This window comes from Streptomyces mauvecolor (assembly GCF_039532965.1).
Lineage (GTDB): Bacteria > Actinomycetota > Actinomycetes > Streptomycetales > Streptomycetaceae > Streptomyces > Streptomyces violascens.
In genome coordinates this window covers 476,458-490,667 of the sequence record NZ_BAAASQ010000012.1, presented here as the reverse complement: position 1 = coordinate 490,667, position 14,210 = coordinate 476,458, and the positions used below count along the sequence as shown (strand labels likewise).

The 14,210-nt window shown below is 72.9% G+C and carries 10 protein-coding genes; 5 read left to right on the top strand and 5 right to left on the bottom strand.

Annotated elements, in window-relative coordinates:
- The first annotated feature begins 106 nt into the window (after positions 1–106).
- The 4 genes from ABD346_RS19105 (at position 107) to glpK (ending at position 4,335) form a co-directional block, all read left to right on the top strand.
- Positions 107–535 (top strand): Zn-ribbon domain-containing OB-fold protein, encoded by a 429-nt coding sequence (locus tag ABD346_RS19105; protein ID WP_344376285.1) that lies wholly within the window; start codon positions 107–109, stop codon positions 533–535.
- Positions 532–1,722: a lipid-transfer protein gene (locus ABD346_RS19100; RefSeq protein ID WP_344376236.1), complete on the top strand. Its 1,191-nt coding sequence runs from the start codon at positions 532–534 to the stop codon at positions 1,720–1,722. Before ABD346_RS19105 ends, ABD346_RS19100 begins: the two co-directional genes overlap by 4 nt.
- Positions 1,723–2,069: 347 nt before the next feature.
- Positions 2,070–2,795 (top strand): MIP/aquaporin family protein, encoded by a 726-nt coding sequence (locus tag ABD346_RS19095; protein ID WP_344376235.1) that lies wholly within the window; start codon positions 2,070–2,072, stop codon positions 2,793–2,795.
- A 28-nt stretch (positions 2,796–2,823) separates the two neighbouring features.
- Positions 2,824–4,335, top strand: a complete 1,512-nt coding sequence (gene glpK, locus ABD346_RS19090) for a glycerol kinase GlpK (RefSeq protein WP_344376233.1) — start codon at positions 2,824–2,826, stop codon at positions 4,333–4,335.
- Between the two features lie 74 nt (positions 4,336–4,409).
- Here glpK and ABD346_RS19085 read toward each other — a convergent pair whose 3' ends face one another.
- The 4 genes from ABD346_RS19085 to ABD346_RS19070 are packed head-to-tail and all read right to left on the bottom strand — an operon-like array spanning position 4,410 to position 8,758.
- Positions 4,410–5,015 (bottom strand): GTP-binding protein, encoded by a 606-nt coding sequence (locus ABD346_RS19085; protein ID WP_344376232.1) that lies wholly within the window; start codon positions 5,013–5,015, stop codon positions 4,410–4,412.
- Positions 4,996–5,436, bottom strand: coding sequence for a DUF742 domain-containing protein (locus ABD346_RS19080; RefSeq protein ID WP_344376230.1), 441 nt, complete (start codon positions 5,434–5,436; stop codon positions 4,996–4,998). The genes ABD346_RS19085 and ABD346_RS19080 overlap by 20 nt, the downstream gene beginning before the upstream one ends.
- Positions 5,437–5,465: 29 nt before the next feature.
- Positions 5,466–5,909 (bottom strand): roadblock/LC7 domain-containing protein, encoded by a 444-nt coding sequence (locus ABD346_RS19075; protein WP_344376228.1) that lies wholly within the window; start codon positions 5,907–5,909, stop codon positions 5,466–5,468.
- Positions 5,906–8,758: a nitrate- and nitrite sensing domain-containing protein gene (locus ABD346_RS19070; RefSeq protein WP_344376226.1), complete on the bottom strand. Its 2,853-nt coding sequence runs from the start codon at positions 8,756–8,758 to the stop codon at positions 5,906–5,908. The genes ABD346_RS19075 and ABD346_RS19070 overlap by 4 nt, the downstream gene beginning before the upstream one ends.
- Positions 8,759–9,081: 323 nt before the next feature.
- Here ABD346_RS19070 and ABD346_RS19065 point away from each other — a divergent pair, with 323 nt between their 5' ends.
- Positions 9,082–9,516, top strand: coding sequence for a hypothetical protein (locus ABD346_RS19065; RefSeq protein ID WP_373300913.1), 435 nt, complete (start codon positions 9,082–9,084; stop codon positions 9,514–9,516).
- 60 nt (positions 9,517–9,576) lie between these two features.
- Here ABD346_RS19065 and ABD346_RS19060 read toward each other — a convergent pair whose 3' ends face one another.
- Positions 9,577–14,184, bottom strand: a complete 4,608-nt coding sequence (locus ABD346_RS19060; RefSeq protein WP_344376225.1) for a coiled-coil domain-containing protein — start codon at positions 14,182–14,184, stop codon at positions 9,577–9,579.
- Positions 14,185–14,210: the final 26 nt, after the last annotated feature.

Here is a 14,210-nt window from a genome sequence, read left to right as displayed (position 1 = left end):
ACCCGACCGCCCCTCCCCAACTCCGGTTGCCCGTGGCACACTTCTGACGTTCCGTCAGAAGTGAGTGCCGGGAGGGGTCTTGACAGACGCACGCACGCGCACGCCTGTGGTCGCGGGCTGGTTCACGGACGCGGAGGGGCCGGACTTCCGGCTGCTCGGCACCCGGTGCGCCGCCTGCTCCTCCGTCTTCTTCCCGCGCGAGGACTCCTTCTGCCGCAACCCCGGGTGCGAGGGCGGCGAGCTGGAGGAGGTGCCACTCTCCCGGCGGGGGCATGTGTGGTCGTACACCGACGGCCGCTATCGGCCGCCCGCACCGTATGTGTCCGACCCCCATGTGGAGTGGGAGCCCTCTGTCCTGGTCGCCGTCGAGCTGACGGCCGAGCGGATGGTCGTGCTCGGCCAGGCCGCGCCCGGGGTGAGCACCGCCGATCTGGCGGTCGGGATGGAGGTCGAGGTGGTGCCCGGCGTGCTCAACGAGGATGCGGGGACCACCTGGACGACCTGGCACTGGCGGCCCGTGGAGGTGGCGGAATGAGCGGCGACATCGCGGTCCTGGGTGCGGGAATGCACCCGTGGGGCAAGTGGGGGCGGAGTTTCGTCGAGTACGGGACGGTCGCGGCCCGCGCCGCGCTCGCCGATGCCGGGGTCGACTGGACGGACGTGCGCTCCGTCGTCGGCGCGGACACCGTGCGCGGCGGCTACCCGGGCTATGTGGCGGGGGCGACCTTCGCGCAGGCGCTCGGCTGGCAGGGCGCACGCGTGACCAGCGTGTACGCGGCCTGCGCCTCCGGTGCGCAGGCGATCAACACGGCGCGGGCGCAGATCCTGGCCGGGATGGCGGACGTGGTGCTCGTGGTGGGGGCCGATGCCGCGCCGAAGGGGTTCTTCGCGCCGGCCGGCGGCGACCGCCACGACGACCCGGACTGGCTGCGCTTCCGGGTGCTCGGCGCGACCAACCCCGCCTACTTCGGCCTGTACGCCCGCCGCCGCATGGCGCTGCACGGCGACACCGTCGAGGACTTCGCGCAGGTCAAGGTGAAGAACGCGGCGGCCGGCTCGCTCAATCCGAACGCCCGCTACCGCAAGGCCGTCACCGCCGAGGAGGTCGCCGCCTCGGCCGTCGTCGCCGACCCGCTGCGGTTGCTCGACATCTGCGCCACCTCGGACGGCGCCGCGGCGCTGGTCCTGACCAGCATGGACTTCGCCCGTCGGCACGGCGCCGCCGACCCGGTCCGCATCCGCGCGGTGTCCACGGTCACCCCCACCTACCCCAAGGCGGTGCTCGACCTGCCCGACATCGCGACCGACTCGGCGGCTGTCGTCGAACCCTCCCCGCACTCGTTCCGGGCCTCCATCGCGCGGGCCGCGTACGAGGAGGCGGGCATGGGGCCCGAGGAGCTGTCGCTGGCCGAGGTGTACGACCTGTCCACCGCCCTTGAGCTGGAGTGGTACGAGGAGCTCGGGCTGTGCGGCACGGGCGAGGGGGCCAAGCTCGTGCGGGACGGGGCGACCGCGCTCGGGGGGCGGATCCCGGTCAATGCGAGTGGCGGATTGGCGTCGTTCGGGGAGGCCGTGCCCGCCCAGGCCATCGCCCAGGTATGCGAGCTCACCTGGCAGTTGAGGGGGACGGCGGGAGCCCGGCAGGTCGCTGGTGCCCGGGTCGGAATTACCGCGAACCAGGGCCTTTTCGGACACGGCTCCTCGGTGGTGGCGGTGCGCTGAACCGACATGCCCGATCACCTGGACAGGTATCGGGCATCCGGAACGTACCCTCCCGTATTCTCCGCTCCGTACGCCAACAGCCCATGCTGTCGGCGACCTTGACGGTCCATCACCGCCGGTGAAAACTTCCCGTTGTCTCTCGGCACCGCCGCATTCCGGCTCCCGGCCGCGCAGCAGGCGCGCGGCTGTCCGGCGCCGCAGCCACGGGTGAATTCCGCCGAAGGGGCACGCTCGACGCGACGCCGGCCGGCGTCCGGGTTCGCCCCTCGGCCGGCCTTGCCGCCAGGGGACACGCGCACCGTGCACGGAGACCGGGGCACACCCCGGGCGAGGGCCTAGGAGCCGCGATGAGCAACGGAGACATATTCGTCGGTGAAGTGCTCGGCACATCGATCCTGGTCCTGTTCGGGGCCGGGGTGTGTGCCGCCGTCACCCTCAAGCACTCCAAGGCGAGAGCGGCCGGCTGGGTCGTCATCGCCTTCGGCTGGGGCTTCGGCGTGCTCGCCGGGGCGTACACGGCCGGGCCGCTCTCGGGCGGCCAGCTGAACCCGGCCGTGACCATCGGCATCGCGATCGACACCGGCAGCTGGGACAAGGTGTGGATCTACCTGTGCGGCGAGATGACGGGCGCGCTGCTCGGCGCCGTCCTCGCCTATCTCGCCTACTTCGCGCAGTTCCAGGCCAACGCCGACAAGGACGACGCGCTGCCGACGCTCGGCATCTTCTCCACGATTCCCGAGATCAGGAACCCGGTCGCCAATCTGGTGACCGAGATCATCGCGACCATCGGGCTCGTGCTGCCGGTGCTCTCCTTCGGCAACACCAAGGGGCTCGGCGAGTCCGGCGTCACGGTGCTCGTGGTGGCGCTGCTCGTGGTCGGCATCGGCCTCTCGCTCGGCGGCCCGACGGGATACGCCATCAACCCGGCACGCGACCTCGGTCCGCGCATCGTCCACGCCCTGCTGCCGATCCCCAACAAGGGGACCTCCGACTGGAGTTACGCCTGGATCCCGGTGGTCGGGCCGCTGATCGGCGGGGCGCTGGGCGGCCTCATCCACCACGCAGCCTTCTGACCCGCAGCCTTCAGAACTAGGGGTAGCCATGACGGACAGGTTCGTCGCCGCGATCGACCAGGGGACCACCTCCAGCCGCTGCATCATCTTCAACCAGGACGGGGCGATCGTCGCCGTCGACCAGCGCGAGCACCGGCAGATCTTCCCCAAGCCCGGCTGGGTGGAGCACGACGCCACCGAGATCTGGTCCAAGGTGCAGGCCGTGGTGGCGGGCGCGCTCGCCAGGGCCGGGCTGCGCGCCGAGCAGCTCAGCGCGCTCGGCATCACCAACCAGCGCGAGACGACGGTCCTGTGGGACCGGGCGACCGGCAAGCCCGTGCACAACGCGATCGTCTGGCAGGACACCCGGACCTCCGCGCTCTGCCACGAACTGGGCGCCACCGACGGACAGGACCGGTTCCGCGAGGCCACCGGGCTGCCTCTTGCGAGCTACTTCTCGGGGCCCAAGGCGGCCTGGCTGCTCGACAACGTCCCGGGGCTGCGGACGCGCGCCGAACGCGGCGAGATCGCGTTCGGGACGATCGACTCCTGGCTGATCTGGAACCTGACGGGCGGCACGTCGGGCGGAGTGCATGTCACGGACGTCACCAACGCCTCGCGCACGATGCTGATGAATCTGGAGACCCTGCAATGGGACCCCGAGATCCTCGCCGCGATGAACGTGCCGCGCGCGATACTTCCGGAGATCCGGTCCTCGGCGGAGGTTTACGGCACTGCCGTCGGCCAAGTGACGGGCGTTCCCGTCGCCTCTGCGCTCGGCGACCAGCAAGCGGCTATTTTCGGACAGGCCTGCTACGACACGGGGACCGCGAAGAACACGTACGGGACGGGGAGTTTCCTGCTCCTCAACACCGGCACCCGGCCGGTCCCCTCGAAGAGCGGGCTGATCACCACCGTCGGGTACAAGATCGGTGAGCAGGCGCCCGTCTACTGCCTGGAGGGATCGATCGCGATCACCGGGGCTCTGGTCCAGTGGTTCCGCGACCAGCTCGGCATCATCCGCAGCGCCGACGAGATCGAAACGCTCGCGGCGAGCGTCGACGACAACGGCGGGGCCTACATCGTGCCCGCCTTCTCCGGGCTGTTCGCGCCCTACTGGCGCTCCGATGCGCGGGGTGTCATCACTGGGTTGACCCGGTACGTCACGAAGGCGCACCTCGCGCGCGCCGTCCTGGAGGCGACGAGCTGGCAGACCCGCGAGGTCGTGGACGCCATGTACCAGGACTCGGGAGTGCAGATCACGACGCTCAAGGTGGATGGCGGCATGACCGCCAACAACCTGCTGATGCAACATCAGGCAGATGTCCTCGGGGTCCCGGTGATCCGCCCCAAGGTGTCCGAGACGACGTGTCTGGGGGCGGCGTACGCGGCCGGGCTCGCCACCGGGGTGTGGTCGGACCTCGACGAACTCAAGGCGCACTGGCAGCGCGATGTGGAATGGTCTCCGCGTATGGAGGGCCAGGTCCGCGATCGCGAGTACGCCAACTGGCGCAAGGCGGTGGAGCGCAGCCTCGGCTGGCACGAGGAGGGCGGACAGTAGGCCCCCACGGACGCGCGGCCCGTACCCCGGTCGGTGGGGGTACGGGCCGCGCTGCACGCTTCACCTGCGGAGGCTCACGTGGTGGCGGGCTGGCGGGCCTTCGCCGACATCGCCATGGCGTGCTCGACCACGCCGACGAGGATCTCCTTGACGGACTCGCGGACCCGCGCGTCACACATCAGGAGCGGCACCTCGGGGTCGAGGTCGAGGGCCGCGCGCACCGTGTCGACGGGGTAGCGGGCCGCGTCGTCGAAGCAGTTGACGGCGACGGTGAACGGGATGCCGCGGCGTTCGAAGTAGTCGATGCCCGCGAAGCAGTCCTCCAGCCGGCGGGTGTCGGCGAGGACGACCGCACCGAGCGCCCCCTGCGCCAGCTCGTCCCACAGGAACCAGAACCGGTCCTGGCCCGGGGTGCCGAAGAGGTAGAGCACCAGGTCCTCGCGGAGCGTGATGCGCCCGAAGTCCATGGCCACCGTGGTGGTGCTCTTGCCCTCCACACCCGCGAGGTCGTCGACCGGGCGGCCCGCCTCACTGAGGCGTTCCTCGGTGCGCAGTGGCCGGATCTCGCTCACCGCTCCGACCAGGGTGGTCTTGCCGACGCCGAAGCCGCCGGCGACGAGGATCTTGAGCGTCACCGGATCGACGTGCCGCTTCCTGCGGCTAGAGCGCCCGAAGGCCATTGATCACCTCGCGGAGAAGGGACTCGTCCGGCAGCTCGGCCGGCGGAACGGGTCGGGTTACGTGCACCAGGGCGTCGGCGACGAGATCGCCGACCAGGACCCGGACCACCCCGACGGGGAGGTCGAGTCCGGCCGCGAGTTCGGCGATCGACTGCGGGGAGTCGCCGCAGCGTTCGACGATCTCCACGTGCTCCGGTGAGAGCGTCTGATCGCGGCCCGGGTCGTCGGCCGCGGGTTCCGGGACGACCACGGCGATCAGGTCGAGACGATGCTGGCCGGCGCTGGTGGTGCGGCCGCGCGTCATGGCGTACGGACGCACCACCGGCCCCGCGTCGTCGTCGAACCAGTGGTGCGGCCGCCGCCCGGGGGCCGCCGCGTGGCTCTGCGACTGCTCCCGGGCCCGCTGGTCTGCGTCACTCATCGCGTCCCCCCGCTCATGACGTTCCCCACTCACCCTCCGGTGTGCAGGCCGGTCCGTGGTGCGGTGGTCAGATGGGCGCCGACCCGCTTGACCATCAGAGTCATCTCGTACGCGACCTGGCCGACGTCGGAGTCGGCGTCGGACAGGACGGCCAGACAGCTGCCGTCGCCGGCGGCCGTCACGAAGAGGAAGGCGTCGTCGAGCTCGACGACGGTCTGGCGGACCTTGCCCGCCTCGAAGTGGCGGCCGACGCCCTTGGCGAGGCTGTGGAATCCGGAGGCCACGGCGGCCAGGTGCTCGCCGTCCTCGCGGGTGAGGTCGCGCGAGGTTCCGGTGGCGAGGCCGTCGCTGGAGAGCACCAGGGCCTTGCGGATGGAGCCGACGCGGTCGACCAGCTCGTCGAGAAGCCAGTTGAGTTCGCCGGAACCGCTCCCTGCGTTGCGTGCTGCGGCTGAGTCCTGTGGCGCGGTCATCGACCGTCCCCCTCCGGTGTGGTTCGTCGTGCGGTGTCGCCTCGGGCAGGTGCGGACGGTCCTTCCGCGGTGTCCGATGCGGCGTTCTGGCGGCGGCCGCGCTGCCAGCCGCGCTGCAGTGCGGCCATGCGGTCGCGCACCTCGTCGGCGTCGCGCTCCGGCTCGGGCCCGTCGTCGGGCTCGGGCGCGGGGTGCCGGCCGTCGGGTGCGTCCTTGAGCTGGGGGGCCAGGCTGGCCTGGCGGACCCGGCGGGGCAGCCCGCCGAGCGGGGTCCCGTCCTCGGGCTGCCGCGCTCCGGGGAGGCTGCCCCAGGACGGTGCGGAGCTGGGCGCGCCCGGCAGGTCGGCCGGGTTGGCGGGCCCCGACGCGGGCGGCTCGGAGAGGCCCGCGGGCTTCACCGGCGTAAGCCCTGACGGCTGCGGCGCGGGCCGAAGGTGCTGCGGGGCCTGGGGGGTCGAGGAGCGCGGCGGGTGGGGCGTACGCCGCTCGGGCAGCCGGTTGCCGAACGCGCGGCCCCCCTCTGGGGCCGGGTCGGGCTCGGGGGCCGGGTGCCCGCGCCCGGGGCCGTCCACGCGACGGCCGTTGTCACTGACCAGGGTCGGCACCCGGTGGCGGCGCGGCAGCGGCACGGGGCCCTGCTCCTCGCCCTCGTCGGCGGCCTGCTGGTGCTGCTGGCGGTCGTCGGCCGGCTCGGGGGCCCGGCGGGCGGAGCGCAGCAGTCCGCTGCGTGAGGCCTCGATCTCGTCAAGACCGGCCGGTGCTTCGAGCACGGAGGGCGCCTCCAGGCCCAACGGGTCGAGCGGGGGCTCCAATTCGACCGGGCCGTCCAGGACCGACTGGCCGGGGATGCCGACGGGCAGCGGGGAGAGCGCGCGGCGCGGGGCGTCCGGGACTCTCTTGCCGTCGCCGTTGGCCGCCTTGCGGTCGAGCCGGAACCCGGTGCCCTCGGTGTCGGGCGCGTCGGTGAGCAGCGTCGCCGGGATGAACACGACGGCGGTGGTGCCTCCGTACGGAGACGGCTGGAGGGAGACGCGTACGTTCTGGCGCTGGGCGAGCCGGCTGACCACGAACAGACCGAGCCGGTCGGTGTCGGAGAGCTCGAACTCGGGGGTCTCGGCGAGCCGCAGGTTCGCGTCGAGGAGCATCTCCGGGGCCATGCCGAGGCCGCGGTCGTGGATTTCCAGGGTGAAGCCGTTGGCGACCCGCTCGCCGTGCACCTGGACGGCGGTGTGCGGGGGCGAGAACACCGTGGCGTTCTCCAGGAGTTCGGCGATGAGGTGGGTGAGGTCGGCGACGGCGGGGCCACCGACGCCGAGCCGGGGCAGCCTGCGCACCTCGATGCGCTCGTAGTCCTCGACCTCGGCGACCGCGGCCCGTACGACGTCCATCAGCTGGACGGGCTTGCGCCACTGGCGGGAGGGGGCCGCGCCGGACAGGATCACCAGGCCCTCCGCGTGCCGGCGCATGCGGGTGGTGAGGTGGTCGAGGCGGAAGAGGTCGGCGAGCTCGTCGGTGTCCTCGGTGCGCCGCTCCATGGTGTCCAGGAGCGTCAACTGGCGGTGCAGGAGTACCTGGTTGCGTCGTGCGAGGTTGACGAACACCTCGGAGACGCCGCGGCGCATGTCGGCCTGCTTGACGGCGGCCTCGACGGCGGCGCGTTGCAGGGTGTTCAGCGCTTGGCCGACCTGGCCGACCTCGTCGCGTTCGTAGTCGAGGCGCGGCGCCTCGGTCTCGACGTCGACCTGTTCACCGGCGGCGAGGCGGCGCATCACGCTCGGCAGCCGCACGCCGGAGACCTCGTGCGCCTCCTTCCGGAGGCGGGTGAGGTCGCGGATCAGGTCGCGGCCGATGCGTACGGACATGAACAGCGAGATCAGCAGGGCGAGGAAGCCGAGCACTCCGGCGAGCCCCGCCTTGATCAGTACGTTGAAGGCGACCGGCTCGACGCGGTCCTGGTAGCGGTTGCCTGCCTCGGTGCCCATCTGGGCGAGGTGGTCGAGGACGGGGGTTGCGGCCTGCTGCCAGCGGGCGGCGTCGATGTGCCGGGGGTCCTTGGCGGGCCCGGCGTCGACGATGGCGGCTTCGGCGGTGCGCAGGGCCTCGGTGTCGGGGCCGCGCCAGTACTGCTCGAAGACGTCGCGTTCGGCGGCGGGCAGGATCTCCAGGTTGGTGTCGTAGAGCAGCTGCCGGTTGGCCACCAGGTCGGAGATCCGGCGCAGTTCGGGGGCCGTCGTCTTCGGGGTGATGAGGGAGGAGGCGACGAGGGCGTCCTCGCGCGACAGCATCTCGCGGGCCCGGGTGATGCCGACGAGGGCCCGGCCCTGCTTGTCCATCTCCACGTTCTCCAGGGCGTGGAGATTCATGAGGAAGCTGTAGCAGGGGTCGATGAGGCGGTTGTAGAACTCCAGCGCCTGCTGCCGGTCGACGCTGCCCTGGTCGATGGACTGGCGCAGCGAGGCCGTGGAGTCGAAGCCGTCGAGCACTGACTTGAGGCGGGCCTTGGCGACGGGCTGGAGGTCGCCGCGGACGTCCGAGTCCTGGGCCGCTGCCCGGATTTGGGCCATGGCGGTGTCGGTGGCCGAGCGGCGGCTGCGCAGCGCGGCGAGGGCGTCGGAGGGGCGTTCGTCGGCGAGGTAGACGAGGGTCTGGCGGCGCTCCTGCTGGATGACACGGACCGTGTCCTCGATGGGGTAGCCGACCTTCTTGACGATGTTCGCCACGTCCATCAGCTCGTTGGCCTGCCGGCCGGTGAGATAGGTGGAGAACCCCCACAGCGCGGTGAGGGAGATGAGCGGCACGAGCAGCAACGCCACGATCTTCCTGCGGATGGACTTCCCGCGAAAGCGCATGGCCTCCCCCAGATCAACCGTCAACAAACGGCGTGAGCCTACTACTGACACACAGACAACTCGAAGGCACGTCCGGACGATTTTCGGCCGCCGTCACGAACGATGATCATGAGTTGTCCTGGTATTCCGGGAGATGACGACCCGCTCTGTGGCCGGGGACACCCGTCATGGCGGCTTTTCGACAACAGTGGCAGATGGCTGGAATTCTGCGTTCCGGGCAAATCCCGGGAATCTTCGGGGAGTTCCGTTCGTCTGTCTGTGCGGGAGGTCTGTGACGGGATGTCTGGTGTGGGAGTGTCTGTTGCGGGGGCGTCTGCGGGGGCATCGGGGGTCCGCGGGTGGGGAGGAATGAGGGCATGAGCGTTGAGCAGCAGCCGTTGTGGGTCGAGGAACCTGCCGTGCGTCCGCGGCTGCCCGACCCGGTCCGTATCGCGGCCGTGCGCGCGGTCATCATCGTCGCGGCGACCCTGATACAGGCGATGGTCGCGTTCCTGTGCACGCTGGCCGGTTCGTGGCTGGCTTTCCCGATGGTGCTGAGCAGCGTGGGGAGCACGGTGCTCGCCACCTGGGGAGTGCTCGACGTCTGGGTCACCCGCCAGGTGTGGAACCAGCGCAATGGCGTGGTGTCGATGCCCAGCAGCACGGCGCGCAAGCTGCGCAAGGAGCGCCGCCGGGCCCGGCGGGCCGCCCGCACGGCCGAACGGGCGGCGCGAATACGGTCCGCGGACGGCTCGGGACAGCGGCTGTCCCGAGCCTGAGCCGCCCGGCCGCCACGGCAGCCGGTCCGGCGTGCCGCGCCGTGTGCCTCAACTCGCCTGTCAGGCGGGCTTCTTGAACATGCGCGTCGCGGTGATCTCGCCGTGCACGGTCTCGCCCGCGGTGTCCTGCTGGGGCAGGCCGGGCCGCAGGTGCTCCTCGACGCTGATGTACTTCAGGCCCGCCCTGAGGTCCGCGTCGTTGCGCAGCCGGATCACCAGGGGGAACTCGGCGAGCGCGGTCGTGTCGAACAGGCCTGTCGTGTAGAGGAGTTGGACACCGAGCGCGTCGGAGACGGCCCGCTGGAGCTCCAGGAGGTACGTCGCGTTGGCGCGGCCGATCGGGTTGTCGAGGAAGAGCGTCCCGGCGTGCCGGTGCTTGTCGCGGCCACGGTCGTTGCTGCGCAGCGCCGCCATCGTGCAGTACAGGGCGATGGCGGCAGTGAGCAGCTGGCCGCCGGAGAACACGTCGCCCATCTGACCGACGGGCACGCGCTCGGCACGCAGCACCGCGTCCGGCTTGAGGATCTCCACGGAGATACCGCGCGGCTCAAGGGCCGCCTGCACTCCGCGAAGCAGCAGGGACATGCCGTCCCTGCGCAGGTCCGAGTTCTTCCTGACGGCGGCGCGAGTGGCGTCGTCGATGACCTCGCCGAGCCGTTCGGTGAGGGTGGCCTGGTCGGGCTCGTCGAAGCGGATCCGCAGGAATTCCTGTCCGGACCATTCGCCGAGGCCTTCGGGGAGCTGGGAGAGGCGCTGGGCGGAGCGGAGGGTGGTGAGCGCGGACTCCACGAGGCCGCGCAGCCGGTCGACGATGGAGTCGCGGTTGCGCTCCAGTTGCTCCAGCTCGTCGGTCAGGACGCGCAGCCGGGGTTCGAAGGCGGCGGCCCAGGCGGCGGCGTGCTCGGGCAGCGACGCGGCGGGCAGTTCGCGGATCTGCTGGCGGGCCGGGGTGCGGACCTGCTCGTAGCGGGTGGCGTTGGCGTGCCGCACGAGGATGTCGGACGCCTCGCGGACCGCCGAGTCGGCGGCCGAGAGGTCGCCGGAGCAGCCGCGCAGCGAGCGGCGCGTCTCGGCGGCGGACTGCCGGGCCTCCTCCAGGCTGCCCGGGTACGGCTCGGGGGCGCTGTCCTCGTCCGGGCCCTGGCTGTTGTCCCGCAGCAGGTCGCGCAGGAGTGCGGCCGTCTCGTCGAAGCCGCCGGCTGCGTCCTCGGCGGCGCGGTGGGCGGCGAGCAGTTCGGCGTGGGCGGCGCGGGAGGTGTCCAACTCGTCGGAGCGCGCGGCGAGTTCGGTGGTCGCGGTACGCAGCAGGGCTTGGGCCTGCTCGGCGTCGGCGGGGACCTGGTCCTCGGGGAGCTCGGTGTGCGTCTCGCCGTCTGCGGGTGCCAGGCGTTCGGCCTCACCGCGCAGCCGGCCGAGCTGCTCGCTCGCCGTGGATGCCCGGGTCTCCAGCATCTGCACGAGCGACTCGGCGCGGGCGGCGGCCGCCTGGCGGGAGGGCCCGTCGGCGCCGTCGGTGCCTTCGAGGAGGGTGGCGGCGCGGGTGCGCACCTTGTTGGTGAGGCGGTCGAGCTCGGCGAGGGCGGCGCTCTCGTCGCTCTCGGCGCGAGCCTGCTCGGCACGCAGGTCGGCGCCGACGCCGACCTTCTCGTACAGCTGGGACGCGGCGCGGTAGGCCTCGCGCAGGGCGGGCAGGGCTGCGCGCGGGGCGTCCGCGTCGGGCTCCGGCAGGGCTTCGGGGGCGCCCGCGATCTCGGCGCGCTCGGCGCGCAGCGCGCGGGAGGTGCGGTGGGCGTCGTCGGCGGCGCGCTGGGCGGCGCGGCGGTCCTCGTCGGCGGCCTTGGCGCGCTCCAGGAACGTCTGGGCGCGGGCCTCCGACTCGGCGGCGTCGTCGGCGAGTTCGCGGAGCTTGACCTGCCAGCCGGCCCGCTCCCGGAGCCGGTAGGCGAGTCCGGCGAGCGCGTCGGCGGCGCGCCGGGCGCGCTGGGCGGCCTCCTGGCGTTCGTCGCGTACCTGCGCGGTGTCGGCGGCGGCCTCGTCCGCCTCGGCCCGTACGGTGCGTGCCTCGGTCAGTTCCTGTGCTGCCTCCTTGGCGGCCTCGCGGGCGCCGTGGGCGGCGGTGGCGAGCTCGGCGAGCATGCCGGGCGGGCAGTCGGTGCGCCAGGAGCCGATGCGGGCGGCGAGCGAGCGGTCGCCGGCGAGCCGGGCGGCCAGCGTACGGATCTCCTCGTCGCGGGCGGTGGCGCGGGCGCGCAGCGTCTGGCGCTCCTCGTCGGCGGCGCCCTCGTCGTGCATGGCCGGGTTCGGCGGCACGAGGAAGATGCCGCTGTCGCCGCCCGAGTCAGCGGCCGGAACGGGCGCGAGCAGTGCGGCAGTTGTACCGACGGCCACCGCGGAGCGCGGCAGCAGCGCGGCGCTCGCGAGGGCTTCACGGGCCCGGGCGTGCGAGGCCGGGTCGGTGATCACCACGCCGTCGACGAGCTCGGGGCGGGCCGCGAGCACGGCGGCGTGGTCGGCGGGGGCCACGGCTTGGGCGAGGTAGCGCCAGCCGGGCAGCGCGGGGATGCCGTGCTCGCCGAGGTACTCGACGGTGGCGAGCACGTCGGGGCTGGGCGGAAGCAGCCCGCCGTCGCCGAGTGCTCCGAGGATGCGCGCGTCGTCGGCGGCGGCCGTGCGCAGTTCGAAGAGCTGGCGCTCGGCGGAGGCGATGTTCTGGTCGAGGAGGGCGCGCAGCTCGTCCGCGCTGCGGTCCAGCTCCTCGGCGCTGAGCGGGCTCTGGGCCCCCTCGCCGTCCTGCCTGCGGGGCTCGGGCACGCCGCCGGTGGATACGGGCAGGCTGAGCAGTTCGGCCAGGCGTTCTTCGGCGGCGAGCGATGCGGCGGCCCGGAACTCGGCGTCGTAGGCGTTCTCGGCGGCGCGGGCGGCGTCCTCGGCGCGGGCCGCGGCCAGTTCGGCGCGGGCCTCCACGGAGGCGGCCTCGCGGGCCCGGTCGGCGGCAGTGCGGGCGGCTTCGCGGGCCGCGTCCCAGCCGGCCACCGCGGTCTTCTCGGCGTCGCTGGCGGCGAGCGCGGCGCGGGCCGGGTCGGCGTCCGGCGCGCTGTCGTCGAGCCATCCGGCGCGTACGGCCTCGGCGGTCTCCTGCTCGACCTCCGCCAGGCGCTGGCGCAGGTGCCCGGCCTCGCTGCGGGCGCGCTGGGCCTCGGTCGCTGCGGCGGTGGCATCGCGGTGGGCGGCCTCGCCCGCTTCCTGGAGGCCGGCGGAGCGCTCTTCCTCCTCGGCCGCGACGCGCTCGCCGTCCTCGGCGGCCGCGTGCAGGGCCCGTACGAGATCGGCGGCGGCCTTGGCGCGGGCGGCGAGGGCGGGGGCCGCGTCCCGTTCGGCCTCCTGGATGGCGGCGGCGACGCGGGCCGAGCGGTCGGCGGCGGCGCGGTGGCGCAGGACCGCCTCGGCGGCCTGCCAGGCGGAGTGCAGGGTGCGGGCGTCGGCCAGTTCGCGGCGCTGGGCGGTGGCGGCCTTCTCGGCGACGGCGAGCGCCAACGAGGCGTGCCGGTAGGCGAGTTCGGAGGCGATCAGGGAGCTGCGGCCGCGCGCCTGCTCGGCGAGGGTGACGTGGTGGGCGGCGGCGGTGACCTGCTGGGCGAGGTCGGTGGCGCGGCCGCGCTCGGCGGCGGCGCGGGCGGAGAGGCGACGGGCCAGGGTGCGGGTGCGGCGTTCGGCCCCGGCGTGGATGTCGCGGGCCCGCGCGCGCGTCTCGGCGGCTTCGACGATCCGGTTCAGGAGGTCCACCGAGCCCGCGGTGAAGTCGCGTTCGGCGGTGAGTTCGGCGCGGCGGCCTAGTTTGTTGCCGAAGCCGCTGACCAGGTCGGCGAGGCCGTCGGTGTCCCGGGTGTCGGTGACGGCGCGAAGGAGCAGGTCGGTGAAGTCGGAGTCCTTCTTGACCGCGAACAGGCCCGCGGCCTCGCCCTCGTCGGCGTTCATCTCCCGCTGGTAGCGGAAGAGTTCGGGGTCGAGACCCAGGTCGCCGAGGTGTTCGTTCCAGCGGTCGTGGATCTCCTCCCAGTACACCTCCAGGTGCGGGTACGCCTTGGTCGCCTCGGTGATGGCGTCGCGGAAGCCCTTCATGGTGCGGCGGCGGCCCTGGGCGCCCGAGGCGCCTTCCACGGACGGCCGCATCGCGCTGGACTCGGCGACCGGCAGCGAGTCCAGGCTGAGCCCGGGGCCCGGCCGGAACGAGTACCAGGCCTCGGCGAACTTGCGCGGGTCGTTGGAGACCTGGCGGCCGCGCCATTCGCTGACCTTGCCCACCACGACGAGCTCGCCGGTCAGGGTGTGCTGCCACTCCAGGGCGACGTGCCCGCAGTCGTCGGCGAGCAGGAACTTGCGCAGCACGCCGGAGCTCGCGCCGCCCAGGGTGTTGCGGTGGCCGGGCAGCATCACCGAGAAGATCAGCTTGAGCAGTACGGACTTGCCTCCGCCGTTCTCCAGGAAGAGCACGCCCGCGGGCGCCGGGCGGCGCGGCGGGCCGACCGGCTCGTCCTCGAAGAACTCGGCCTGCGCGGGGGCCGGGTTGGGCACGGGTGCGCCGACTCCCCGCAGGTCAAGCACGGTGTCGGCGTAGCGCGCACCGGCAGGCCCGATGGAGTAGAGGCGGACCCGGGACAGCTCGTACATGTCGGCGGACTCTCGTAGTGGTGGGG